At 60.0% G+C, this 22,982-nt stretch carries 26 protein-coding genes; 15 read left to right on the forward strand and 11 right to left on the reverse strand.

Annotation, left to right across the window (positions count from 1 at the left end):
- The first annotated feature begins 63 nt into the window (after positions 1-63).
- From ACP7C6_RS23000 to tldD, 3 genes are read left to right on the forward strand one after another with little or no spacing between them, the layout of a single operon-like run.
- On the forward strand, positions 64-3,879 hold the full coding sequence (locus ACP7C6_RS23000; RefSeq protein WP_311894569.1) for a YhdP family protein: 3,816 nt from the start codon (positions 64-66) through the stop codon (positions 3,877-3,879).
- A 48-nt stretch (positions 3,880-3,927) separates the two neighbouring features.
- Positions 3,928-4,776, forward strand: coding sequence for a carbon-nitrogen hydrolase family protein (locus ACP7C6_RS23005; protein ID WP_426109284.1), 849 nt, complete (start codon positions 3,928-3,930; stop codon positions 4,774-4,776).
- Positions 4,777-4,792: 16 nt separating this feature from the next.
- On the forward strand, positions 4,793-6,235 hold the full coding sequence (gene tldD / locus ACP7C6_RS23010) for a metalloprotease TldD (RefSeq protein ID WP_010213129.1): 1,443 nt from the start codon (positions 4,793-4,795) through the stop codon (positions 6,233-6,235).
- A gap of 47 nt (positions 6,236-6,282) precedes the next feature.
- Here tldD and yjgA read toward each other — a convergent pair whose 3' ends face one another.
- Complete coding sequence (gene yjgA, locus ACP7C6_RS23015; RefSeq protein WP_005784816.1) at positions 6,283-6,804, reverse strand: ribosome biogenesis factor YjgA; 522 nt, start codon at positions 6,802-6,804, stop codon at positions 6,283-6,285.
- Between the two features lie 108 nt (positions 6,805-6,912).
- Here yjgA and pmbA point away from each other — a divergent pair, with 108 nt between their 5' ends.
- The 6 genes from pmbA (at position 6,913) to ACP7C6_RS23045 (ending at position 12,170) form a co-directional block, all read left to right on the forward strand.
- Positions 6,913-8,259: a metalloprotease PmbA gene (gene pmbA / locus ACP7C6_RS23020; protein WP_028618850.1), complete on the forward strand. Its 1,347-nt coding sequence runs from the start codon at positions 6,913-6,915 to the stop codon at positions 8,257-8,259.
- A gap of 150 nt (positions 8,260-8,409) precedes the next feature.
- Entirely contained in the window at positions 8,410-8,805 is a 396-nt protein-coding gene (locus ACP7C6_RS23025) for a hypothetical protein (protein ID WP_028618851.1), read from the forward strand.
- A complete protein-coding gene (locus ACP7C6_RS23030; protein ID WP_068936530.1) occupies positions 8,798-10,174 on the forward strand; it encodes a class II fumarate hydratase in 1,377 nt (458 codons plus the stop codon). The genes ACP7C6_RS23025 and ACP7C6_RS23030 overlap by 8 nt, the downstream gene beginning before the upstream one ends.
- Before the next feature lie 27 nt (positions 10,175-10,201).
- Positions 10,202-10,630, forward strand: a complete 429-nt coding sequence (locus ACP7C6_RS23035; protein WP_028618853.1) for a hypothetical protein — start codon at positions 10,202-10,204, stop codon at positions 10,628-10,630.
- Position 10,631: 1 nt separating this feature from the next.
- The gene (locus ACP7C6_RS23040) at positions 10,632-11,243 is read left to right on the forward strand and encodes a superoxide dismutase (protein ID WP_028618854.1); all 612 of its coding nucleotides are present in this window, start codon (positions 10,632-10,634) and stop codon (positions 11,241-11,243) included.
- 33 nt (positions 11,244-11,276) lie between these two features.
- Entirely contained in the window at positions 11,277-12,170 is an 894-nt protein-coding gene (locus tag ACP7C6_RS23045; protein WP_426109285.1) for a ZIP family metal transporter, read from the forward strand.
- 98 nt (positions 12,171-12,268) lie between these two features.
- Here ACP7C6_RS23045 and ACP7C6_RS23050 read toward each other — a convergent pair whose 3' ends face one another.
- The 10 genes from ACP7C6_RS23050 to ACP7C6_RS23095 form a co-directional block, all read right to left on the reverse strand.
- Entirely contained in the window at positions 12,269-12,541 is a 273-nt protein-coding gene (locus ACP7C6_RS23050) for an HPr family phosphocarrier protein (protein WP_305383565.1), read from the reverse strand.
- Between the two features lie 16 nt (positions 12,542-12,557).
- Positions 12,558-13,415, reverse strand: coding sequence for an RNase adapter RapZ (rapZ, locus tag ACP7C6_RS23055; protein ID WP_028618857.1), 858 nt, complete (start codon positions 13,413-13,415; stop codon positions 12,558-12,560).
- A gap of 2 nt (positions 13,416-13,417) precedes the next feature.
- Entirely contained in the window at positions 13,418-13,882 is a 465-nt protein-coding gene (gene ptsN / locus ACP7C6_RS23060) for a PTS IIA-like nitrogen regulatory protein PtsN (RefSeq protein ID WP_028618858.1), read from the reverse strand.
- A 10-nt stretch (positions 13,883-13,892) separates the two neighbouring features.
- On the reverse strand, positions 13,893-14,198 hold the full coding sequence (hpf, locus tag ACP7C6_RS23065; protein ID WP_003171804.1) for a ribosome hibernation-promoting factor, HPF/YfiA family: 306 nt from the start codon (positions 14,196-14,198) through the stop codon (positions 13,893-13,895).
- A 75-nt stretch (positions 14,199-14,273) separates the two neighbouring features.
- The gene (locus tag ACP7C6_RS23070; RefSeq protein WP_016974289.1) at positions 14,274-15,767 is read right to left on the reverse strand and encodes an RNA polymerase factor sigma-54; all 1,494 of its coding nucleotides are present in this window, start codon (positions 15,765-15,767) and stop codon (positions 14,274-14,276) included.
- 185 nt (positions 15,768-15,952) lie between these two features.
- Positions 15,953-16,678 (reverse strand): LPS export ABC transporter ATP-binding protein, encoded by a 726-nt coding sequence (gene lptB / locus ACP7C6_RS23075; RefSeq protein WP_003171806.1) that lies wholly within the window; start codon positions 16,676-16,678, stop codon positions 15,953-15,955.
- The gene (gene lptA / locus ACP7C6_RS23080) at positions 16,678-17,211 is read right to left on the reverse strand and encodes a lipopolysaccharide transport periplasmic protein LptA (protein WP_028618859.1); all 534 of its coding nucleotides are present in this window, start codon (positions 17,209-17,211) and stop codon (positions 16,678-16,680) included. Before lptA ends, lptB begins: the two co-directional genes overlap by 1 nt.
- Positions 17,198-17,770 carry an LPS export ABC transporter periplasmic protein LptC gene (lptC, locus tag ACP7C6_RS23085; RefSeq protein WP_028618860.1) on the reverse strand — a complete coding sequence of 191 codons (573 nt, stop codon included), beginning with the start codon at positions 17,768-17,770 and terminating at the stop codon, positions 17,198-17,200. Before lptC ends, lptA begins: the two co-directional genes overlap by 14 nt.
- 8 nt (positions 17,771-17,778) lie before the next feature.
- The gene (locus ACP7C6_RS23090) at positions 17,779-18,303 is read right to left on the reverse strand and encodes a KdsC family phosphatase (protein WP_426109286.1); all 525 of its coding nucleotides are present in this window, start codon (positions 18,301-18,303) and stop codon (positions 17,779-17,781) included.
- A complete protein-coding gene (locus ACP7C6_RS23095; protein ID WP_028618861.1) occupies positions 18,304-19,278 on the reverse strand; it encodes a KpsF/GutQ family sugar-phosphate isomerase in 975 nt (324 codons plus the stop codon).
- Between the two features lie 297 nt (positions 19,279-19,575).
- Between ACP7C6_RS23095 and ACP7C6_RS23100 the strand changes: the two genes are divergently transcribed.
- The 6 genes from ACP7C6_RS23100 (at position 19,576) to ACP7C6_RS23125 (ending at position 22,964) form a co-directional block, all read left to right on the forward strand.
- A complete protein-coding gene (locus ACP7C6_RS23100) occupies positions 19,576-20,385 on the forward strand; it encodes an ATP-binding cassette domain-containing protein (protein ID WP_003171811.1) in 810 nt (269 codons plus the stop codon).
- On the forward strand, positions 20,385-21,182 hold the full coding sequence (gene mlaE, locus ACP7C6_RS23105; protein ID WP_028618862.1) for a lipid asymmetry maintenance ABC transporter permease subunit MlaE: 798 nt from the start codon (positions 20,385-20,387) through the stop codon (positions 21,180-21,182). Before ACP7C6_RS23100 ends, mlaE begins: the two co-directional genes overlap by 1 nt.
- Entirely contained in the window at positions 21,182-21,649 is a 468-nt protein-coding gene (gene mlaD, locus ACP7C6_RS23110) for an outer membrane lipid asymmetry maintenance protein MlaD (protein WP_003171814.1), read from the forward strand. Before mlaE ends, mlaD begins: the two co-directional genes overlap by 1 nt.
- Positions 21,650-21,660: 11 nt before the next feature.
- Entirely contained in the window at positions 21,661-22,308 is a 648-nt protein-coding gene (locus ACP7C6_RS23115; protein WP_028618863.1) for an MlaC/ttg2D family ABC transporter substrate-binding protein, read from the forward strand.
- Positions 22,305-22,610: an STAS domain-containing protein gene (locus ACP7C6_RS23120; protein ID WP_426109287.1), complete on the forward strand. Its 306-nt coding sequence runs from the start codon at positions 22,305-22,307 to the stop codon at positions 22,608-22,610. Before ACP7C6_RS23115 ends, ACP7C6_RS23120 begins: the two co-directional genes overlap by 4 nt.
- Positions 22,611-22,724: 114 nt before the next feature.
- On the forward strand, positions 22,725-22,964 hold the full coding sequence (locus ACP7C6_RS23125) for a BolA family protein (protein ID WP_003188597.1): 240 nt from the start codon (positions 22,725-22,727) through the stop codon (positions 22,962-22,964).
- Positions 22,965-22,982 lie beyond the last annotated feature (18 nt).

Genomic DNA, 22,982 nt, shown 5'->3' on the forward strand with positions numbered 1-22,982 from the left:
TCCTTTTATGAGACAGGCAGGCCTTGATCTGCCGTCCGACTACCACCTTGAGGGTCGCCTGACATGGAGCGTCTGATACGCTTTTTTGCCGCTTTGACCCGTTGGGGCCTGGGCCTCTGTGCCTTGCTGCTGGTACTGGCGGCCGTGTACGTGAGCCTGGGCCGTGAATTGACGCCGCTGGTGGCCGAGTACCGTGCGGAGATCGAAGCCAAGGCCCAGGCCGCGGTGGACATGCCGTTGCATATCGGCAGCCTGGAAGGCCGCTGGAGCGGCTTCGCGCCGGTATTGCTGGCCCATGATGTGATGGTGGGCGAGGGCAGCAGTGCCCTTCGCCTGGACCAGGTCGAAGTGGTGCCGGATATGTGGGCCAGCCTGATGGCCCGAGAAGTGCGCATTGCGCACCTGCAAGTCAGTGGCTTGCAGCTTAGCGTCAAGGAAGACAAGGACGGCAAATGGGCCTTGCAGGGCTTGCCAGTGCAGAACGACCAGCCCGTGGACCCTGAGCAGTTGCTCAAGAACATGCAAAAGGTCAAGCGCGTGTCGTTGCTGGACAGCCAGGTGACCTTGCAGCCGTTTGACCAAGCGCCGGTGACCCTGACGTATGTCGGCCTGAGCCTGCACACCGGCATCACGCGCCAACGCCTGGATGCACGCTTGACGCTGCCCGACGGCCAACCCTTGGCGGTGAGCCTGCGCACGCGTATCCGCGCCAGTCAGTGGAAGGACGGCGAAGTCCAGGCGTACGTGAGCCTGCCGCAAAGCGACTGGGCCAAGTGGATCCCGGCCAAGCTGACCCAGCAATGGAAGCTCACCCAATTCAAAGCTGGCGGTGAACTCTGGCTGACTTGGGCCAAAGGCACCGTGCAAAGCGCGGTGGTGCGCCTCAACTCGCCGCAGGTAAAAGGCAGCTACGCCGACCGCAAACCTGTGCATATCGAGAACCTGGCCCTCACCGCCTACCTGCAACGCAGCGATAGCGGTCTCAAGGTGCTGTTCGACTCGCTGGCGATGAATCTGGGGGAAACCCGCTGGGAATCGCGCCTGCAACTTCAGCAAACCCTGGCCACCGACAAGGATCAGGAGGTCTGGAAGCTCCAGGCCGACCGCCTGGACCTCACGCCGATCACGCCGCTGCTCAATGCCTTGGCGCCGCTGCCGGAGGGTTTCGCCAAGACCATTCAGCACCTCAAGGCCACGGGCCTGCTGCGTAATGTGCTGGTGGATTTCCGTCCTCAAGATACGACGGATCAAAAAGTCAGCTTCGCCGCCAACCTCGAACGCATCGGTTTTGATGCCTACTTTGGCGCACCGGCCGCGCGGAACGTGTCCGGCAGTATCAGCGGTGACCTGGGCCATGGCGAGTTGCGCATGGACAGCAAAGACTTTTCCCTGCACCTCGATCCGATCTTTGCCAAGCCGTGGCAGTACATCCAGGCCAATGCTCGCCTGACGTGGAAGCTCGACAAGGAAGGCTTCACCCTGATCGCCCCGTACATCAAGGTGCTGGGTGAAGAGGGCAATGTCGCCGCTGATTTCCTGATTCGCCTGCATTTCGACCACAGCCAGGAAGACTATATGGACCTGCGGGTCGGCATGGTCGATGGCGATGGGCGCTTCACCCCCAAATACCTGCCGGCGGTGTTGAGCCCGGCGTTGGATGAGTGGCTGCGTACGGCGATTCTCAAGGGCGCGGTGGACCAGGGCTTTTTCCAGTATCAGGGTTCGCTGAACCACGACGCGCTGCCGGCCTCACGCAACATCAGCCTGTTCTTCAAGGTGCATGATGCCGAACTGGCGTTCCAGCCGGGCTGGCCGCATGTGAGCAAGGTCAATGGCGAAGTGTTTGTCGAGGAGAGCGGCGTACGCATCCTGGCCAGCAAGGGCCAGTTGCTCGACACCAAGGTCAAGGACGTCTACGTCAATATCCCCCACGCGCCGGCGGGCAAGGACAGTCATCTGTTGCTGACCGGCGGGTTTGCCGGTGGTTTGGGCGACGGTTTGAAAATCCTCCAGGAAGCGCCGATCGGCACCGCATCGACCTTTGCCGGGTGGAAGGGTGAGGGCGACCTGCAAGGCAGCCTTGACCTGGATGTACCGTTGGCGAAAGGCACCGAGCCGAAGATTGTGGTGGACTTCAAGACGGACAAGGCACGGCTGCAATTGGCCGAACCGACCCTGGACCTGACCCAGCTCAAGGGCGATTTCCGCTTCGACAGCGCCAAAGGCCTCAGTGGCCAGAACATCACGGCCCAGGCGTTTGACCGGCCGATCACGGCGCAGATCGTTGCCGATGGCAAGCCGGGCAATATCAGTACGCGTGTGTCTGCCAAGGGCCAGGTGACGGTCAAGCGGCTGACGGACTGGTTGAAAGTCAGCCAACCTTTGCCGGTGTCCGGCGATATTCCCTACCAGTTGCAACTGACCCTGGACGGTGCCGATAGCCAACTGATGGTCAGCTCCAACCTGAAGGGCGTCGCCGTGGACCTGCCGGCACCGTTCGGCATGCCCGCCAGCCAGGGGCGTGACAGTGTGTTCCGCATGACCTTGCAGGGGGCCGAGCGGCGTTATTGGTTCGACTACGGCGAGCTGGCCAACTTCACCTTCGCTGCGCCGCCGGACAAATTCAATGAGGGGCGCGGTGAGCTATTCCTCGGGGATGGCGATGCTGTGTTGCCAGGGGCCAAGGGCTTGCGCATACGTGGCGTGCTGTCTGAACTCGATATCGACCCGTGGAAGAAACTGGTTGACCGCTACGCGGGCAACGATCCGGGCGGCAGCGCCAAGCAGTTGCTCAGCGGCGCTGACTTCAAGGTGGGTAAGCTGACCGGTTTTGGCAGCCAGTTTGATCAGGTCAATCTACAGCTGGACCGCAAGCCTGCGGCGTGGGGCCTGCAATTCGACAGTCAGCAGGCCAAGGGCACCGTCAACCTGCCGGACGCCAAGGGCGCACCGATTGCGGTCAACCTTCAATATGTGAAGCTGCCAGCGGTGGATCCGACGGTGCAGGCTGATGAAAACGCACCGGACCCCTTGGCGAGCATCGACCCCAAGGACATTCCGGCGCTGGATATCGCCATTGATCAGCTTTTCCAGGGCCCGGATCTGATAGGTGCCTGGTCGCTGAAAATCCGCCCGACCGCCAAAGGCTTGGCTTTCAATAACCTCGACCTCGGCCTCAAAGGCATGCAGCTCAAGGGCGCGGGTGGTTGGGAAGGGACGGCTGGCGACAGTAGCAGTTGGTACAAGGGGCGCCTGGATGGCAAGAATATCGGCGATGTGCTCAAGGGGTGGGGTTACGCGCCCACCGTCACCAGCCAGGATTTCCACCTGGATGTGGATGGTCGCTGGCCCGGTTCGCCTGCCTTTGTCGGGCCCAAGCGTTTCTCCGGCAGCCTGGATGCAGCGTTTCGCGATGGCCAGTTCGTTGAAGTGGAAGGCGGCGCCCAGGCGCTGCGGGTGTTTGGCCTGCTGAACTTCAACTCCATTGGGCGCCGTCTGCGCCTGGACTTCTCGGACTTGCTCGGCAAGGGCTTGAGCTACGACCGTGTGAAGGGCTTGCTGGCGGCGAGCAACGGGGTATTCGTGACCCGTGAGCCGATCACCATGACCGGGCCTTCGACTAACCTGGAACTCAACGGCACCCTGGACCTGGTCGCAGACCGTGTCGACGCCAAGCTGCTGGTCACCCTGCCGGTGACCAATAACCTGCCGATCGCCGCGCTGATCGTAGGCGCGCCCGCGATCGGCGGTGCGTTGTTCCTGATCGACAAGCTGATCGGTGACCGTGTTGCGCGCTTTGCCAGCGTGCAATACAAGGTCGAAGGCCCGTGGAAGGACCCGAAAATCACCTTCGACAAGCCATTTGAAAAACCAAACTGAGAGCCTGTGGAGTAGCATGGCCGCATGCCCATTAAGGAGAGACGGTCCATGTCCTTTGCGGTAATTCAAATGGTCAGCCAGAGCGATGTGCTGGCCAACCTGGCCCAGGCCCGGCGCTTGCTGGAACAAGCCGCAGCGGGTGGGGCGAAGCTGGCGGTATTGCCGGAAAACTTTGCCGCCATGGGCCGCCGCGACGTGGCCGACATCGGTCGCGCCGAAGCTCTGGGCAAAGGCCCGATCCTGCCGTGGTTGAAACAGACCGCCCGCGACCTCACCTTATGGATAGTGGCTGGTACTTTGCCGCTGCCGCCAAAGGACCAGCCGAACGCCAAGTCCAATGCCTGCTCGTTGCTGGTCGATGATCAGGGTGAAATCGTTGCCCGTTACGACAAGCTGCACCTGTTCGATGTGGATGTTGCCGATGCCCGCGGTCGTTATCGCGAATCTGACGACTATGCTTTCGGAGGCAATGTGGTGGTAGCGGACACGCCCGTCGGTCGGTTGGGCCTGACGGTTTGTTACGACCTGCGCTTCCCCGAGCTCTACAGCGAATTGCGTGCGGCAGGGGCTGAGTTGATTACAGCGCCTTCGGCGTTTACGGCGGTGACCGGCGCGGCGCATTGGGATGTGCTTATTCGCGCACGCGCCATCGAGACCCAGTGTTACCTGCTGGCGGCGGCTCAAGGCGGTGTGCATCCGGGGCCACGGGAAACCTATGGTCATGCGGCGATTGTCGACCCTTGGGGGCGTGTGCTGACACAACAGGATCAAGGCGAAGCAGTGTTGCTGGCCGAACGCGATAGCAGTGAACAGGCGTCGATACGGACGCGCATGCCGGTGGTCAACCATCGGCGCTTTTTCTCGCAGGGCGCACAGCGACCTGCTTCGGAACGATGAATTTAAGGCCATACCTATGAGCGAGTTGTTGTCCTCAGTCAGTGATCACCTCCTGGCGCCCGGTGGCGTGACCATCGAAAGCTTGCAAACCGTACTCGGCGACTTGGCCGGGCCGGGCATCGACGCGGCTGACCTGTATTTCCAAGGGCAGATTTCCGAGTCCTGGGCGCTGGAAGACGGCATCGTCAAGGAAGGCAGTTTCAACCTCGACCAGGGTGTGGGCGTGCGTGCGCAGTCCGGTGAAAAAACCGGTTTTGCCTACAGCAACGCGATCACCCTGGAAGCCTTGGGCCTGGCGGCGCGGGCCGCACGTTCGATCTCCCGGGCCGGGCAAAATGGCACGGTGCAGGCATTCAGCACCCAGGACGTGGCGCAGTTGTACGCGCCGGATAACCCCCTGGAAGTGATCAGCCGTGCGGAAAAGGTCGAGCTGCTCAAGCGTATCGACGCCGCCACCCGTGCCCTCGACCCGCGTATCCAGCAGGTTACCGTGAGCATGGCTGGTGTGTGGGAGCGCATCCTGGTGGCGTCCACCGATGGCGGCCTGGCGGCGGATGTGCGGCCGCTGGTGCGTTTCAACGTCAGCGTGATCGTCGAACAGAACGGTCGCCGCGAACGCGGTGGTCATGGCGGCGGCGGGCGTACCGACTACCGTTATTTCCTCACCGACGACCGTGCCATGGGTTATGCACGTGAAGCGCTGCGCCAGGCGTTGGTCAACCTTGAAGCCATTCCTGCCCCGGCCGGCACTTTGCCGGTGGTGCTGGGTTCGGGTTGGTCCGGCGTGCTGCTGCACGAAGCGGTCGGTCATGGCCTGGAAGGTGACTTCAACCGCAAAGGCAGTTCGGCCTATAGCGGGCGGATGGGTGAAATGGTGGCGTCCAAACTCTGCACCATCGTCGATGACGGCACCCTGGCCGGGCGTCGTGGCTCGCTGAGCGTCGACGACGAAGGCACCCCAACCGAGTGCACCACCCTGATCGAAAACGGTGTGCTCAAGGGCTACATGCAAGACAAGCTCAACGCTCGCCTGATGGGCGTGGCGCGTACGGGTAACGGCCGTCGCGAATCCTACGCGCACCTGCCGATGCCGCGCATGACCAACACCTACATGCTCGGTGGCGAAAGCGACCCGGCCGAGATCATCGCTTCGGTGAAGCGCGGCATCTACTGCGCCAACCTCGGTGGCGGCCAGGTGGATATCACCAGCGGCAAGTTCGTGTTCTCCACCAGCGAGGCTTACCTGATCGAAGACGGCAAGATCACTGCACCGGTCAAGGGTGCGACATTGATCGGTAACGGTCCGGAAGCCATGAGCAAGGTGTCGATGGTCGGCAACGACCTGTCGCTGGACAGCGGCGTGGGTACCTGCGGGAAAGACGGACAGTCAGTGCCGGTGGGTGTCGGCCAGCCAACGCTGAAGATTGATGCGATCACCGTGGGTGGCACGGGGTCGTAAGAAAGACGGAGCTTCGGGTGGCGAGAACCGCCACCCGGGGAAGAGGATCAGCGCAGGCCGCGTTGAGTCTCGTCCAGCTCACGGATGTACTTGAAGATTTTACGGCTGGTGGCCGGCGCCTTGTTATGCGCCTGCTCGTGCTGGGCCTGACGGATCAGGGAACGCAGTTGCTGGCGGTCCGCGTCCGGGTAGTCCATCACGAATTTCTCCAGCACGGCGTCATCGCCCGCGATCAGGCGGTCACGCCAACGTTCCAGGTTATGGAAGCGTTCGTTGTACTGTCGAGTAGAGGCATCGGTTTGATCGAGCAAGGTCAGAATGGCGTCGATGTCCTGATCGCGCATGAGTTTGCCGATAAACGAGATGTGCCGTTTACGCGCGATATTCGCGGTGTGCTTGGGCGCATCGGCCAGGGCACGACGCATTTCGTCGGTCAGTGGCAGTTTTGCAATCAAGTCTTTTTTGAGCGTTGTAAGGCGCTCGCCAAGGTCAACCAGAGCATGCAGCTCACGTTTGACCTGGGTTTTGCTTTTCTCCCCATCGAGGGAGTCGTCGTAAGAATCAACCATGGTGGCAGTCCGCAAAGAAACGCCGCCATGATAACCAGTCGGGGGCCGCTTGTCCGGCCCGGTCGCTCGATGGCCTTAACCGAAAGCAGAATTTGAGTGGAGAAAACCATGAGTGCAGCCCAAAGCGTCGGTCCGCAAGCGTTACCGGCACTGCAGGAACAAGTCGAGCAGATCCTTGCCGAGGCCAAGCGCCAGGGGGCCAGTGCCTGTGAAGTGGCCGTGTCGCTGGAGCAGGGGCTGTCGACGTCGGTGCGCCAGCGGGAAGTGGAAACCGTTGAGTTCAACCGCGACCAGGGTTTTGGTATTACCTTGTATGTCGGGCAGCGCAAAGGTTCGGCCAGTACGTCGGCCAGCGGTCCGGAAGCCATTCGCGAGACGGTGGCGGCTGCGCTGGCAATCGCCAAGCACACCTCCGAAGACGAAAGCTCGGGCCTGGCCGACAAGGCGCTGATGGCCAAGGACCTGCAGGATTTCGATCTGTTTCACGCTTGGGACATCACACCCGAACAGGCCATCGAACGGGCGCTGATCTGCGAAGCTGCTGCATTCGACGCTGATGCCCGCATCAAGAACGCAGATGGCACCACGTTGAGCACGCACCAGGGTTGCCGCGTGTATGGCAACAGCCATGGCTTTATCGGTGGCTACGCGTCCACCCGCCATAGCTTGAGCTGCGTGATGATCGCCGAGGCTGACGGCCAGATGCAGCGCGATTATTGGTACGACGTCAGCCGTCAGGGCGAATTGCTGTCGGACCCGATCAGCATTGGTCAGCGCGCGGCGCAGCGTGCAGCGAGCCGCCTGGGCGCGCGCCCGGTGCCAACCTGTGAAGTGCCGGTACTGTTTTCGGCAGAACTGGCGGGTGGGTTGTTTGGCAGTTTCCTGGGGGCGATTTCCGGTGGCAACTTGTACCGTAAGTCCTCGTTCCTGGAGGGGGCGATTGGCCAAAAGTTGTTCCCAGAGTGGCTGACCATCGATGAGCGCCCGCACTTGATGCGCGCCATGGGCAGTACGTCGTTCGACGGTGATGGCCTGGCGACGTATGCCAAACCGTTCGTCGAGAAGGGCGAGTTGGTGTCTTACGTACTGGGCACGTACGCCGGTCGCAAGCTGGGCCTGCCAAGCACCGCGAACTCCGGAGGCGTACACAACCTGTTCGTCACCCACGGCGATGAAGACCAAGCTGCGCTGCTTCGGCGCATGGGGCGTGGCTTGCTGGTGACCGAGCTGATGGGCCATGGCCTGAACATGGTCACCGGTGATTACTCGCGTGGCGCGGCGGGTTTCTGGGTGGAAAACGGCGAGATTCAGTTTGCCGTCCAGGAAGTGACCATCGCAGGCAATATGCGCGACATGTTCAAGCAGATCGTCGCCGTGGGTAATGATCTGGAACTGCGCAGCAACATTCGCACAGGCTCGGTGTTGATCGAGCGGATGACTGTCGCCGGCAGCTAATCCTCCCGAAGCTTTACTCCAAAAGGCGCGCCATCTGTCAGATGGCGCGCCTTTTTTGTGGGCGTTTTGGCAGGCGGATCAATCTGCCGCTATTGTTTTGATTCTCAATATCATTTAATAATAAATATCATTACCGGATGAGTGTGGATCATGAGTTCTGTCCTGCATGAGGATCCTTACCTGGAGAGCTGGCGCTGGATGAGTCGCCAGATTCGCTGCGGCCTCGACCCCAACGAGCCGCGCCTGATCGAACATTACCTCAATGAGGGTCGATACCTGGCGTGCTGCACCGCGACCCATCCGTGGACGATCGCAGAAACCTCATTCCGCCTGCTGCTCGATACCGCCAGCGACATCGCGCTGCCCTGGCATTGGCGCTCCATGTGCCTGGATCAGGCGTGGCGTCCATTACGCGACTTGGAAAAACTCTCTCACTGCGCCTGCCGCCTCAAGCGCTGGCAGTCCTTTGCGTGGCAATTGGCGACCTGCGAATTGCTGCCCTCCCTTTCTGTTTCTGACCTGGTGCAAGGATCTAACGATGAGTAACACCCGTATCGAACGCGACAGCATGGGCGAACTGCAAGTGCCGACCGAGGCCTTGTACGGTGCGCAAACCCAGCGCGCGGTGAACAATTTCCCGATCAGTCATCAACGCATGCCGGCGCAATTCATCCGCGCCCTGATCCTGGCCAAGGCCGCCGCCGCCAAGGTCAACGTCGACCTCAAGCAAATCAGCGTAGGGCAGGGCAAGGCCATCGTCGATGCCGCCCAAGGTTTGTTGGAAGGCGATTTTATGCAGCACTTTCCGGTGGATATCTTCCAGACCGGCTCCGGCACCAGTTCGAACATGAACGCCAATGAAGTGATTGCGACCCTGGCCACCCGTTTGCTCGGTGAGCCGGTCAACCCCAACGACCACGTGAACTGCGGCCAGAGCAGCAACGACATCATCCCGACCACGATCCACGTCAGTGCCGCGCTGGTACTGCATGAGCAAACACTGCCGGCCCTGCTGCATTTGGTGCAAGTCATCGAACAAAAAGCCGAAGAGGTTCACCCGTTCATCAAGACCGGCCGCACGCACCTGATGGATGCCATGCCCGTACGCATGAGCCAGGTGCTCAACGGTTGGGCTCAGCAGCTCAAGGCTAGTATCGGCCACCTGCAGGACCTTCTGCCGAGCCTGCAAGCGCTGGCTCAGGGCGGTACGGCAGTCGGTACCGGGATCAACGCACATCCGGAATTCGCGGCGCGTTTCAGCCAGCAGCTGAGCAGTCTGACCGGTGTGAAATTCACGCCCGGCAAGAACCTGTTCGCTCTGATTGGCTCGCAGGACACCGCCGTCGCAGTCTCCGGCCAGTTGAAGGCTACCGCCGTGTCGCTGATGAAAATCGCCAACGACCTGCGCTGGATGAACTCCGGCCCGCTCGCCGGCCTGGGTGAAATCGAGCTGGAAGGCTTGCAGCCGGGTTCTTCGATCATGCCCGGCAAGGTCAACCCGGTGATTCCGGAAGCCACGGCGATGGTCGCCGCACAGGTCATCGGCAATGACACGGTGATCACCGTCGCCGGTCAGTCAGGCAACTTCGAGCTGAACGTGATGCTGCCGATCATTGCGCAGAACCTGCTCAGCAGCCTGGAATTGCTGGCCAATTCCAGCCGTTTGCTGGCCGATAAAGCCATCGCCAGTTTCAAGGTCAACGAAGCCAAGCTCAAGGAAGCGTTGTCGCGCAACCCCATCCTGGTGACCGCACTCAACCCGATCATCGGTTACCAAAAGGCCGCTGAAATCGCCAAAAAAGCCTATCAACAGGGCCGTCCGGTGATTGATGTTGCCCTCGAACACACCGACTTGCCGCGCAGCCAACTGGAGGTCCTGCTGGATCCGGAAAAGCTCACGGCCGGCGGCGTGTAATCACCGACCCTGCTTTGGAGGCTCACCATGGAGCACTGGAAACGCACGATCGAACGGGCCAATCGCTGCTTTATGGCGGGCGAGTTGGTTGACGCTCGCGAGGCCTACTTGCAAGCCTTGGCCCTTGCCCAAGTGTTGTTCGAACGCTGGGCGGACGCCGACGAAGCAGTGGCGGCTTGCGTCATTTCCCATCACAACCTGGCGGACCTGCACCTGCGGCTGAACCAGCCGGAGGAAAGCGCGGAATACCTGTGCGCTATCCATCAGCGCCTGCTGCAGACCATGCAGGACCCGCGTCTGAGTCCGCAATTGCGCGAAGCGGCGCTGCGCCAGAGCAGCAAAACCTACGTCGAGCTATTGAATTTCATCAGCGATCACGGTGAGTACCCGCGCACCCATCGCCTGTTGGGTGGTGCTGCGGTGCAACCCGCCACTCCTCATTACGGAGCACATTGATATGACTTATACCTTGCCTGCATTGCCTTACGCCTACGACGCCCTGGAACCGCATATCGATGCGCAAACCATGGAAATCCACTACACCAAGCACCACCAGACCTACATCAACAATCTCAACGCCGCCGTCGAGGGCACCGAGTTCGCTGGCTGGCCGGTCGAGAAGCTGGTCTCCAGCGTGCAGCAACTGCCGGAAAAACTGCGTGCAGCCGTGATCAATCAGGGCGGTGGTCATGCCAACCACTCGCTGTTCTGGGCGGTGATGTCGCCCAAAGGTGGCGGCAAACCCGATGGTGCGCTGGGCAAGGCCATTGAGGAGCAATTGGGCGGTTTCGACAGCTTCAAGGAGGCGTTCACCAAGGCCGCATTGACCCGTTTCGGCAGTGGCTGGGCCTGGCTGAGCGTCACTCCGCAGAAGACCCTGGTGGTGGAGAGCAGCGGTAACCAGGACAGCCCGCTGATGAACGGCAATACCCCGATCCTCGGCCTGGACGTCTGGGAGCATGCCTACTACCTGCTGTACCAGAACCGCCGCCCGGAATACATCAATGCCTTCTACAGTGTCATTAATTGGTCGGAAGTCGCCGCACGCTATCAGGCTGCCGTGGCCTGACACTCACCTTCATAACAAGATCTAAGGCCGACTATGGGCACTGAAACACTGGCGATCAGCAGCGGGCGAATGTTTCGTTATGCGCTTGGCTCGCTGCTGCTATTGGCAGGTACCGCATTGCTGGTGGCCCACGGGCTGGCTTGGCTGAACCTGGAACCACGCATTCTGCGCGCCCTGCAGGGGGGATCCCTCTGTGCGCTCGGCACGGCGCTCGGCGCGGTACCTGTGCTGGTTATTCGACGCATGCCGGTGGCATTGAGCGATACGCTGCTGGGCTTTGGGGCTGGCGTCATGCTGGCGGCGACGGCGTTTTCGCTGATCGTGCCGGGCATTGCCGCAGCTGAAGGCCTGGGGCTTTCGCCCTGGGGCGCCAGCGGTTTGATCAGTTTTGGCATCATATTGGGTGCTTTCGGGCTGTATCTGGTGGACCGCAAGGTCTCCGGTGCCAGCCCGGAAATGCTGGTGGGCACGCCGGAAAAACCGGTGATTCCGCCGCGTATCTGGCTGTTTGTGTTTGCCATCATCGCCCACAACATCCCGGAAGGTATGGCGGTGGGCGTCTCGGCAGGCGGCGGCATGCCGGATGCCGACAGCCTGGCCATGGGCATTGCCTTGCAGGACGTGCCTGAAGGGCTGGTGATTGCGTTGGTGTTGGCCGGGGCCGGGATGTCGCGGGTCAAGGCGTTCCTGATCGGCGCGGCGTCAGGCCTGGTGGAGCCGGTATTTGCCGTGCTATGTGCCTGGTTGGTAAGCCTGGCCGAGGTGCTTCTGCCGCTAGGCTTGGCCTTGGCAGCCGGTGCGATGCTGTTGGTGGTGACTCACGAAGTGATCCCCGAGTCGCGACGTAATGGTCACGAAAAACTCGCCAGCCTAGGGCTGTGCGTCGGGTTCTGCTTGATGATGGTGATGGACACGGCCTTGGGGTAAACCGCTCCCTTGTAGGAGCCGGCTTGCCGGCGATCAATCCTGAGACGAGCGGTGCGCTTGGCGACGCCATCGCCGGCAAGCCGGGCTCCTACAGAGCGTTATTCGCCTTCGTCGAAGTAGTTGTTGATCAGCGCCACCAGGGCGTCCATCGCTTCCTGCTCCTGCTCACCTTCGGTCTTCAAGTGAATCTTGGTGCCTTTGCCCGCCGCCAGCATCATCATCGCCATGATGCTTTTGCCGTCGACCATCGTTTCCGGTGAGCGACCGGCGCGCACCTGGCAGGGAAACTTCCCGGCCACGCCCACGAATTTAGCCGAAGCGCGGGCATGCAGGCCCAGTTTGTTGATGATTTCAATTTCCAGAGCGGGCATCGCGGGGGTGTTCCTTTCAGCTAAGGTCGCGGTGGCGGACCTGGACATTCTTGAGGGTTTGTTGCAACACCTGGCCCAGGCGCTCAGTCAGGTAGACGGAGCGGTGATGCCCACCGGTGCAGCCGATGGCAATGGTGACATAAGCCCGGTTGCTGGCGGCAAAACGCGGAAGCCACTTAAGCAGGTAACTGGAGATGTCCTGAAACATCTCCTCCACATCCGGTTGCGCGGCCAGGTAATCGGCCACGGGCTGGTCCAGCCCCGACTGTTCGCGCAGTTCCGGCTTCCAGTAAGGGTTAGGCAGGCAGCGCACGTCGAACACCAAGTCGGCGTCCACCGGCATGCCGCGCTTGAAACCAAACGACTCGACCAGAAACGCCGTACCTGGCTCGGGCTGGTTCAGAAGGCGCAGCTTGATGGCATCGCGCAACTGGTACAGGTTGAGGCTGGTGGTGTTGATCTTGAGATCGGCGAGGTCAATGATCGGCCCCAGCAGCTTGGTTTCGTCTTCGATGGCTTCGGCCAGGGAGCGGTGAGGGCTGCTGAGGGGGTGACGCCGGCGGGTTTCCGAGAATCGCTTGAGCAGCGTCTCTTCGTCGGCATCCAGGTAAAGCACGTCGCAATGAATGTGCTTGGCCCGCACTTCCTCGAGCAATTGCGGGAAACGCTCAAGGTGGCTGGGCAGGTTGCGGGCATCAATCGAGACGGCGACCAGGGGTTGCGCCAGTTCGGTGTGAATCAACGCGCGTTCCGCCAATTCCGGCAGCAGGCCGGCGGGCAAGTTGTCGATGCAATAGAAACCGTTATCCTCAAGTACGTTGAGGGCGGTGCTTTTACCCGAGCCGGAGCGGCCGCTGACGATGATCAAACGCATGATTACTGCCCGTTCTGTTCATCCAGGACAACCTGATACAGCGCCTCGTTGCTGCTGGCACTGCGCAGTCTGTCGCGTACTTCCTTGCGGTCGAGCATGCTGGCGATCTGCCGAAGCAGTTCCAGGTGCGCATCGGTGGCGGCTTCCGGGACCAGCAGCACGAACAGCAGGTCGACCGGTGCACCATCGATAGCATCGAAATCAATGGATTTTTCCAGGTGCAGCAAGGCGCTGACGGGTGTCTCGCAGCCTTTGAGTCGGCAGTGGGGGATGGCGATGCCGTTGCCAAAACCGGTCGAACCGAGTTTTTCACGGGCAATCAGAGCCTCGAAGACATCCTGCATCTCCAGATCAGGCACTTGGCTGCTGATCAGGTTGGCAATTTGTTCAAGGGCTTTCTTTTTACTGCCGCCCGGCGCGTTCACAAGGGAACGGCCGGGGGTCAGGATGGTTTCAAGTCGGATCATGGGGGGAGAGTTAGCGACCTGTACCTTGCATCAGGTGCAGATTCTTTTCCTTATGCTTTATGAGTTGGCGGTCCAGCTTGTCGTAGAGCGAGTCGATCGCCGCGTACATGTCTTCATGCTCCGCATTGGCGACGAGCTTTGCATTCGGTACGTGCAGGGTGGCCTCGATTTTCTGCTTGAGCTTATCGACCTCCATGATGACCTGCACGTTTGTGATCTTGTCAAAATGCCCTGCCAGCTTGTTCAGCTTGCTTTCGGTGTATTCACGCAGGGGTTTGGTGACTTCCAGCTGGTGTCCACTGATGTTGACTTGCATACAGCTTCTCCTTCGTTGCCAGTGCATAAAGCGGCGGGTAGGAATACCCGCCACTGGAACGCTATGGCCCGCCCGTCACATCAAACGCTTACGCTCGCTGGAAGGCGCGATCCCGAGGGACTCGCGGTACTTGGCGACGGTTCGACGGGCGACCTGAATGCCTTGTGCCTCCAGTAAACCAGCGATCTTACTGTCACTCAATGGCTTTTTCTGATTTTCCGCGGCAACCAGTTTTTTGATGATCGCGCGGATCGCCGTGGACGAGCATTCACCGCCTTCGGAGGTGCTGACGTGGCTGGAGAAAAAGTATTTCAGCTCATATATACCCCGTGGGGTATGCATGAATTTTTGCGTGGTAACCCGCGAAATCGTCGATTCATGCATGCCGACCGCTTCGGCGATATCATGCAGCACCAGCGGTTTCATGGCTTCGTCGCCGTACTCCAGGAAGCCGCGCTGGTGCTCGACGATCTGGGTGGCCACTTTCATCAGGGTTTCGTTGCGGCTTTGCAGGCTCTTGATGAACCAGCGGGCTTCCTGCAGCTGGTTACGCATGAAGGTGTTGTCGGCGCTGGTGTCGGCGCGACGCACGAAACCGGCGTATTGCGGATTGACCCGCAGGCGTGGCACCGATTCCTGGTTCAGCTCCACCAACCAGCGCTCATTGTCCTTGCGCACAATGACGTCGGGCACTACGTATTCGGCTTCGCTGGACTCGATCTGCGAGCCGGGGCGTGGGTTGAGGCTCTGTACCAGCTCGATGACCTGGCGCAGGTCGTCTTCCTTGAGCTTCATGCGACGCATCAACTGGCTGTAGTCGCGACTGCCCAGCAGGTCGATGTAATCGGTGACCAGGCGCTGGGCCTCGGCGAGCCAAGGCGTCTTGGCCGGCAGTTGGCGCAATTGCAGCAGCAGGCATTCGCTCAGGGTGCGCGCGCCGATCCCGGCAGGCTCGAATTGCTGGATGCGGTGCAGGACGGCTTCGATCTCGTCCAGCTCGATATCCAGTTCCGGGTCGAACGCTTCAAGAATTTCTTCGAGCGTCTCGTCTAGATAACCCTGGTTGTTGATGCAGTCGATCAGGGTTACGGCGATCAGGCGGTCGGTGTCCGACATCGGCGCCAGGTTCAGTTGCCACAGCAAGTGGCTCTGCAGGCTTTCACCGGCGGAGGTGCGGGTGGTGAAGTCCCACTCGTCATCGTCGTTGCTGGGCAGGCTGCTGGCGCTGGTCTGGTAGACGTCTTCCCAGGCCGTGTCGACGGGAAGTTCGTTGGGGATGCGTTCGTTCCATTCGCCTTCCTCAAGGTTATCCACCGTTGGGGCGGTTTCCTGATAGGAAGGTTCCTGCACGTCGGAATTGGGTTTTTGCTCGATGTTATCGGCCAGCGGGTCTGCGTTATCGAAGTCGTCGCCTTCTTCCTGGCGTTCGAGCATCGGATTGGACTCCAGGGCCTCCTGGATTTCCTGTTGCAGGTCCAGGGTCGACAATTGGAGCAGGCGGATGGCCTGTTGCAGCTGCGGTGTCATCGTCAGCTGCTGGCCCATTCTCAGGACTAGCGATGGTTTCATGGCAGGGGCTTAACACCTTATTCGCCGGCGCAATGCGCCATCCACGACAGGGCGCGTGAGCGCCAAACATAAGCAAATTATATGCCTGATGTCGGGGGCTTTGCCTAGAGCGCGGTAACAATAAAAATCCGGAGGTTTTCATTGACTCCCGCGCACCTCGGCAAACGGCCGTGACACCACGGTGTTTACAGGCGGAACTCGTGACCCAGGTACACTTCCTTGACCAGTTCGTTGGCCAGGATGGTGGCGGAATCACCTTCGGCGATCAGTTGGCCATCGTTGACGATATACGCGGTCTCGCAGATATCGAGGGTCTCACGGACGTTGTGGTCAGTGATCAACACGCCAATGCCCTTGGCCTTGAGGTGATGGATGATCTGCTTGATGTCGCCGACCGAGATCGGGTCGACGCCGGCAAACGGTTCGTCCAACAAGATGAACTTGGGCGCAGTGGCCAGCGCGCGGGCGATTTCCACGCGACGACGCTCGCCGCCGGACAGGCTCATGCCGAGGTTGTCGCGGATGTGATTGATGTGGAACTCCTGCAGCAGGCTTTCCAGCTCCTTGCGACGGCCGTCACGGTCGAGTTCCTTGCGGGTCTCGAGGATCGCCATGATGTTATCGGCGACCGACAGTTTGCGGAAGATCGACGCCTCCTGCGGGAGATAGCCGATACCGGCGCGCGCACGGCCGTGCATTGGCTGGTGGCTCACGTCCAGGTCGTCGATCAACACGCGGCCCTGATCCGCCTGGACCAGGCCGACGATCATGTAGAAGCAGGTGGTCTTGCCGGCGCCGTTGGGGCCGAGCAAGCCGACGATCTGGCCGCTGTCGATCGACAGGCTGACGTCGCGCACGACCTGACGGCTTTTATAGGCCTTGGCCAGATGCTGGGCTTTCAGGGTTGCCATTACTCGGCCTTCTTCTTCGGCTGGATAACCATATCGATACGTGGGCGTGGCGCGGTGACCTTGGAGCCATTGGCGCGCCCGGCGTTAGCGATCTGTTTCACGGTGTCATAGGTGATTTTTTCACCTTCCGTGGAGTTGCCGTCGGGGCTCAGTACCTTGGCCTGGTCGATCAGCACGATGCGGTTCTGCTGGGCATGGTACTGGATAGTCTTGCCATAGCCTTTCATCGGGCCGGTATCGGTCGCGGACTGCTTCTGTTCGAAGTAAGCCAGGTTGCCTACCGACGTCACCACGTCGATATCGCCAGTTTGGGTGCGCGTAAGCGTCACGGTATTGCCGGTGATCTTCATCGAACCCTGGGTGATGATCACGCCGCCGGTATAGGTAGCGACGCCTTGCTTGTCATCCAGCTGCGCATCGTCAGCCGAAATGTGGATCGGCTGCTGGCTATCGTTCGGCAGAGCCCAGGCGCTCACGCTTCCCAGTGCTGCGCCCAGACCGAGCAAAATAGGGAGAGTTTTAACGAGCCTCATACTGTCCTCTTACGTTCGATAGCAGGTGTATCCTGCTTTCTTTCAAATACGCTTTCATTCCCTTGCCAGTCGATACACCGCCAGCGCCGTCGATTCTAACGTCTTGCTCGGTCTGCGCATATTGCTTCTGCGGGAATACGGTCATGCGACTGCTGGTAATCACGGTCTCACGATTTTTATCGTCGGTGCGCGCAACGCGCACCGAGTCGATCAGTTCCACCTCGGTACCGTCCGGGTTGACCTCACCACGCTTGCTGGTGACGTGCCATGGGAACTCGGTGCCGCGGTAAATGTTCATGTCAGGGTTGGTCAGCAGCGTAATTTCGCTGGCCTTCACGTGCTCGACCTTGTCTGAGGTCATCTCGTACTGCACCTTGCCGTCGGGCAGGAACTGCACGCTCTTGGCATTGATGGCGTAATAGTCGATAGCCCCCTCATCAACCTGCGCGGCAGGCTGGTCGAGAAAGCGCTCCGGGCTGATGTTCCAGTAGCCCACCGCCAGGAACAGCGCAGCGATGACCCCGAATATCAGAAAGTTGCGAATCTTTTTGCTCAGCATAAAACGCTCTATAAGTAGGCGGCGTGGGCCGCTTCAAGGCTGCCCTGGGCACGCAGGATCAGCTCGCAGAACTCGCGGGCGGCACCTTCACCGCCACGGGCGGTGGTGATGCCATGGGCGTGCTCGCGAACAAACGCCGCCGCATTGGCGACGGCCATGCCCAGGCCTACTCGACGGATCACCGGCAGGTCTGGCAGGTCATCGCCCAAGTAGGCGACCTGCTCAAAGCTTAGGTTGAGTTGGCCAAGAAGCTCGTCCAGAACCACCAGTTTATCCTCGCGGCCCTGATACAGGTGAGGAATCCCCAGGTTTTGTGCGCGGCGTTCCACAACCGGAGTTTTCCGACCGCTGATAATCGCCGTTTGCACGCCCGATGCCATCAGCATCTTGATGCCCTGGCCGTCGAGGGTGTTGAACGTCTTGAATTCGCTGCCGTCTTCGAGGAAGTACAGGCGGCCATCGGTCAGCACGCCATCAACGTCGAAAATCGCCAATTTGATGTTTTTACCGCGTTGCAACAGGTCGCTGGTCATTTACATCACTCCCGCACGCAGCAAGTCGTGCATGTTCAGGGCGCCGATCGGGTGGTCATTGCCATCGACCACCACCAGCGCGCCGATCTTATGGTCTTCCATGATTTTCAAGGCTTCGGCCGCCAGCATCTCGGGACGGGCGGTCTTGCCGTGGGGGGTCATCACCGCGTCGATGGTGGCGGTGTGGATATCAATGGTGCGGTCCAGGGTGCGACGCAGGTCGCCGTCGGTGAAGACCCCGGCCAGGCGGCCGTCGGCTTCTAGGATCACGGTCATGCCGAGGCCCTTGCGGGTCATCTCCATCAACGCGTCCTTCAGCAAGGTGCCGCGCTGGACGTGGGGCAGTTCATCACCGGAATGCATGACGTTTTCCACTTTCAGCAGCAGGCGGCGGCCCAGGGCGCCACCTGGATGGGAAAACGCGAAGTCTTCAGCGGTAAATCCACGGGCTTCCAGCAACGCCACGGCCAGGGCGTCGCCCATGACCAGTGCGGCGGTGGTGGAGGAGGTGGGTGCCAGGTTCAGTGGGCAGGCTTCATGGTCCACGTGAACATTCAGGTTCACTTCGGCGGCCTTGGCCAGCGTCGATTCCGGGTTGCCGGTGAGGCTGATCATCTGGATGCCCAGGCGCTTGATCAGCGGCAACAGGGTCACGATTTCGTTGGTGGTGCCTGAGTTTGACAGCGCCAGGATGATGTCATCCTTGGTGATCATGCCCATGTCACCGTGGCTGGCTTCGGCCGGGTGCACGAAAAATGCGGTGGTCCCGGTGCTGGCCAGGGTGGCGGCGATCTTGTTGCCGACGTGGCCCGACTTGCCCATGCCGACCACGACAACGCGGCCTTTGCTGGCCAGAATCATCTCGCAGGCGCGTACGAAATCTGCGTCGATATGCGCCAGCAAGCCTTCTACGGCTTCAAGCTCGAGGCGGATGGTGCGTTGTGCGGATTGAATAAGGTCGCTGGATTGGCTCATGTCTGAAATCGTATAGCCTGACGAAAAGTCGGCGATTATAGCGGTAATGATCAATTCCCTCACGCTAGTTCGTCAGGCTTTGTTCGCAATGCGCCTGAGATTCATCCTAAGCAACAAGTTTTCCCTGTCCCCAATCTGAACAAGCGCTGTTCCGGCCTTGGGCGCCTTGTACCAGCAGTGATATAGTTCGCCGCCAGTTCGGTCCGCCCAGCCCACGTGCCAACTATTGCACAACGGTTGCAAACGTTTGTCGCAAGCGTGGTGTCTGAGTGAGAGGCTGCATCCCAAGGAGTTTAGATGAGTGCCGATAACGCCTACGCGGTCGAGCTGAAGGGACTGACCTTCAAGCGCGGGACGCGCAGCATCTTCAATAACGTCGATATCCGCATTCCGCGCGGCAAGGTCACGGGCATCATGGGGCCTTCCGGTTGCGGCAAGACCACCCTGTTGCGCCTGATGGGCATGCAATTGCGTCCCAGCGCCGGCGAAGTGTGGGTCAATGGCCAGAACCTGCCGACGCTGTCGCGCAGCGATCTGTTCGATGCGCGCAAACATATGGGCGTTCTGTTTCAGAGCGGTGCGCTGTTCACCGACCTCGATGTGTTCGAGAACGTGGCCTTTCCGCTGCGGGTGCACACCCAACTGTCCGATGAAATGATTCGTGACATCGTGTTGCTGAAACTGCAGGCCGTAGGCCTTCGTGGTGCCATCGACCTGATGCCTGACGAGCTGTCCGGTGGGATGAAGCGCCGTGTGGCCCTGGCGCGCGCCATTGCCCTCGACCCGCAGATCCTCATGTATGACGAGCCCTTCGTCGGCCAGGACCCCATCGCAATGGGCGTGCTGGTGCGCTTGATCCGCCTGCTCAATGATGCGCTGGGCATCACCAGTATCGTGGTTTCCCACGATCTTGCAGAAACCGCGAGCATTGCCGATTACCTCTATGTGGTCGGCGATGGCCAGGTGCTGGGGCAGGGCACGCCTGAAGAGCTGATGAACGCAGACAACCCGCGCATTCGCCAATTCATGACCGGCGATCCTGATGGCCCGGTGCCTTTTCACTTTCCGGCAGCGGATTACCGCTCAGATCTTCTGGGGAAGCGCTGATGCGCAAGACATCTCTTATCGAGAAGGTTCGCCTTTTCGGTCGCTCGGGTATCGACATTGTCGAAGTGCTCGGCCGTTCGACGATTTTCCTGTTCCACGCCCTGCTCGGTCGCGGCGGTATTGGCGGCGGCTTCGGCCTGCTGGTCAAGCAGCTGCATTCGGTCGGCGTGATGTCCCTGGTGATCATTGTGGTCTCCGGGGTGTTCATCGGCATGGTGCTGGCGTTGCAGGGCTTCAATATTCTTTCCAGCTACGGTTCGGAGCAGGCGGTCGGGCAGATGGTCGCCCTGACGCTGCTGCGTGAGCTGGGGCCGGTGGTGACCGCCTTGCTGTTCGCCGGGCGTGCGGGTTCCGCGCTGACCGCCGAAATCGGCAACATGAAGTCCACCGAACAGCTGTCCAGTCTGGAAATGATCGGTGTGGACCCGCTCAAGTACATTGTTGCCCCACGCCTGTGGGCCGGCTTCATTTCCCTGCCACTGCTGGCGATGATCTTCAGCGTGGTCGGTATCTGGGGCGGTTCGTGGGTGGCGGTGGACTGGCTGGGCGTCTACGACGGTTCCTACTGGGCCAACATGCAAAACAGCGTGACCTTCAGCGGTGACGTGCTCAACGGCATCATAAAGAGCATCGTCTTCGCCTTTGTCGTCACCTGGATCGCCGTATTCCAAGGCTACGACTGTGAGCCCACTTCAGAAGGGATCAGTCGCGCCACCACCAAGACCGTTGTGTACGCCTCACTGGCGGTACTGGGCCTTGACTTCATTTTGACCGCCTTGATGTTTGGAGATTTCTGATGCAAAACCGCACTGTGGAAATCGGTGTCGGCCTTTTCTTGCTGGCTGGCATCCTGGCTTTACTGTTGTTGGCCCTGCGAGTCAGTGGCCTGTCGGCCAGTCCCACCGCCGACACTTATAAACTTTACGCGTACTTCGACAATATCGCCGGTTTGACTGTCAGAGCTAAAGTGACCATGGCCGGTGTGACTATCGGCAAGGTCACGGCAATCGATCTGGATCGCGACAGCTTCACCGGGCGAGTGACCATGCAACTGGACAAGAAGGTAGATAATCTGCCAACTGACTCCACTGCATCTATCCTCACTGCGGGTCTGCTGGGCGAAAAATACATCGGTGTCAGCGTGGGTGGGGAGACAGCCCTGCTCAAGGATGGCTCGACAATCCACGACACACAGTCGTCGCTGGTGCTTGAAGACCTGATCGGTAAATTCCTGCTTAATACGGTCAATAAAGACGCCAAATGAGGAATCTGTTCATGATCTCTACCTTGCGACGTGGCCTGCTGGTGTTGTTGGCAGCGCTGCCGCTGATGGCTAACGCTGCAGGTTCTGCCCACGACCTGGTGCAGGACACTACCAGCAAGATGCTGGCTGACCTGAAAGCCAACAAAGAACAGTACAAGCAAGACCCTTCCCGGTTTTACGAAGCACTCAACACCATTGTTGGTCCGGTGGTCGATGCTGAAGGCATTTCCAAAAGCATCATGACGGTCAAGTATTCGCGCAAAGCTACCCCTGCGCAGATGCAGACGTTCCAGGAAAACTTCAAGAAGGGCCTGTTCCAGTTCTACGGTAACGCTTTGCTTGAGTACAACAACCAGGGTATTACCGTCGCTCCAGCCGGTGACGAGTCCGGTGATCGCACCAGCGTCAACATGAGCGTCAAGGGCAACAACGGCGCCGTCTACCCGGTCCAATACACGCTGGAGAAGGTCAACGGCGAGTGGAAGCTGCGTAACGTGATCATCAACGGGATCAACATCGGCAAGCTGTTCCGTGACCAGTTCGCCGACGCCATGCAGCGCAATGGCAACGATCTGGACAAAACCATCAATGGTTGGGCCGGTGAAGTCGCCAAGGCCAAGGAAGAAACCGATAAAGCTGCCGGGAAGCCTGCGCAATGACCGAGTCGGCTGTTCGTCTAGGCGATGCCGGCGAGCTGTTCATCAGTGGCGTGCTGGACTACCGTTCCGGGCCTGACCTGCGCAAGCAGGGCCAGGCCTTGATCAAGACCAGCACTGCCCCTGCGCTGGTGCTGGATTGTTCGGCTGTGACCAAGTCCAGCAGCGTCGGCTTATCGTTGTTGCTGTGCTTCATTCGTGATGCCGAAGCGGCTAAAAAGTCCGTCAGCATCCGTGCTATGCCCGAAGACATGCGTGAAATCGCCGAAGTTTCCGGGTTGACCGAGCTGCTGGCGCATCCTTAATACACATTATTAGAGAGGCCCCCCGTCAGAGTCCTGCTATGCGGGGTTCGCAGGCGCGGGGCTTTTTTGTATGATGTGCGACCCGCGCGCACTGGGCGCCGATAGAGGTTGAGCATGCAGGCCCTAGAAGTTAAGAGCTTTCTTGAAGGAAAGCTGCCGGAAACGACCGTTGAAGTTGAAGGCGAAGGCTGCAACTTCCAGCTGAACGTGATTAGCGATGAACTGGCGGCACTCAGCCCGGTCAAGCGTCAACAGCAGATCTATGCCCATTTGAACCCGTGGATCACCGATGGCAGCATCCATGCGGTCACTATGAAATTTTTCAGCCGCGCGGCCTGGGCCGAGCGCACCTGAGCCCCCAAGGCGTCGAGA

The organism is Pseudomonas sp. TWR1-1-4 (assembly GCF_049897165.1).
GTDB lineage: Bacteria > Pseudomonadota > Gammaproteobacteria > Pseudomonadales > Pseudomonadaceae > Aquipseudomonas > Aquipseudomonas canadensis.

Excerpts from the sequence above, each read along its gene's own strand:
- ACP7C6_RS23035 (WP_028618853.1), top strand. The coding sequence starts at position 10,202 with ATGGAGCACTGGAAACGCACGATCGAACGGGCCAATCGCTGCTTTATG.
- ACP7C6_RS23095 (WP_028618861.1), bottom strand. The coding sequence starts at position 19,278 with ATGAGCCAATCCAGCGACCTTATTCAATCCGCACAACGCACCATCCGC.
- ACP7C6_RS23120 (WP_426109287.1), top strand. The coding sequence starts at position 22,305 with ATGACCGAGTCGGCTGTTCGTCTAGGCGATGCCGGCGAGCTGTTCATC.
- ACP7C6_RS23115 (WP_028618863.1), top strand. The coding sequence starts at position 21,661 with ATGATCTCTACCTTGCGACGTGGCCTGCTGGTGTTGTTGGCAGCGCTG.
- ACP7C6_RS23070 (WP_016974289.1), bottom strand. The coding sequence starts at position 15,767 with ATGAAACCATCGCTAGTCCTGAGAATGGGCCAGCAGCTGACGATGACA.
- lptC (WP_028618860.1), bottom strand. The coding sequence starts at position 17,770 with ATGCTGAGCAAAAAGATTCGCAACTTTCTGATATTCGGGGTCATCGCT.
- ACP7C6_RS23125 (WP_003188597.1), top strand. The coding sequence starts at position 22,725 with ATGCAGGCCCTAGAAGTTAAGAGCTTTCTTGAAGGAAAGCTGCCGGAA.
- ACP7C6_RS23000 (WP_311894569.1), top strand. The coding sequence starts at position 64 with ATGGAGCGTCTGATACGCTTTTTTGCCGCTTTGACCCGTTGGGGCCTG.
- mlaD (WP_003171814.1), top strand. The coding sequence starts at position 21,182 with ATGCAAAACCGCACTGTGGAAATCGGTGTCGGCCTTTTCTTGCTGGCT.
- ACP7C6_RS23030 (WP_068936530.1), top strand. The coding sequence starts at position 8,798 with ATGAGTAACACCCGTATCGAACGCGACAGCATGGGCGAACTGCAAGTG.
- mlaE (WP_028618862.1), top strand. The coding sequence starts at position 20,385 with ATGCGCAAGACATCTCTTATCGAGAAGGTTCGCCTTTTCGGTCGCTCG.
- ACP7C6_RS23040 (WP_028618854.1), top strand. The coding sequence starts at position 10,632 with ATGACTTATACCTTGCCTGCATTGCCTTACGCCTACGACGCCCTGGAA.
- ACP7C6_RS23100 (WP_003171811.1), top strand. The coding sequence starts at position 19,576 with ATGAGTGCCGATAACGCCTACGCGGTCGAGCTGAAGGGACTGACCTTC.
- lptB (WP_003171806.1), bottom strand. The coding sequence starts at position 16,678 with ATGGCAACCCTGAAAGCCCAGCATCTGGCCAAGGCCTATAAAAGCCGT.
- ACP7C6_RS23045 (WP_426109285.1), top strand. The coding sequence starts at position 11,277 with ATGGGCACTGAAACACTGGCGATCAGCAGCGGGCGAATGTTTCGTTAT.
- ptsN (WP_028618858.1), bottom strand. The coding sequence starts at position 13,882 with ATGATCCGACTTGAAACCATCCTGACCCCCGGCCGTTCCCTTGTGAAC.
- ACP7C6_RS23005 (WP_426109284.1), top strand. The coding sequence starts at position 3,928 with ATGTCCTTTGCGGTAATTCAAATGGTCAGCCAGAGCGATGTGCTGGCC.
- pmbA (WP_028618850.1), top strand. The coding sequence starts at position 6,913 with ATGAGTGCAGCCCAAAGCGTCGGTCCGCAAGCGTTACCGGCACTGCAG.
- hpf (WP_003171804.1), bottom strand. The coding sequence starts at position 14,198 with ATGCAAGTCAACATCAGTGGACACCAGCTGGAAGTCACCAAACCCCTG.
- tldD (WP_010213129.1), top strand. The coding sequence starts at position 4,793 with ATGAGCGAGTTGTTGTCCTCAGTCAGTGATCACCTCCTGGCGCCCGGT.
- ACP7C6_RS23025 (WP_028618851.1), top strand. The coding sequence starts at position 8,410 with ATGAGTTCTGTCCTGCATGAGGATCCTTACCTGGAGAGCTGGCGCTGG.
- ACP7C6_RS23090 (WP_426109286.1), bottom strand. The coding sequence starts at position 18,303 with ATGACCAGCGACCTGTTGCAACGCGGTAAAAACATCAAATTGGCGATT.
- lptA (WP_028618859.1), bottom strand. The coding sequence starts at position 17,211 with ATGAGGCTCGTTAAAACTCTCCCTATTTTGCTCGGTCTGGGCGCAGCA.
- ACP7C6_RS23050 (WP_305383565.1), bottom strand. The coding sequence starts at position 12,541 with ATGCCCGCTCTGGAAATTGAAATCATCAACAAACTGGGCCTGCATGCC.
- yjgA (WP_005784816.1), bottom strand. The coding sequence starts at position 6,804 with ATGGTTGATTCTTACGACGACTCCCTCGATGGGGAGAAAAGCAAAACC.
- rapZ (WP_028618857.1), bottom strand. The coding sequence starts at position 13,415 with ATGCGTTTGATCATCGTCAGCGGCCGCTCCGGCTCGGGTAAAAGCACC.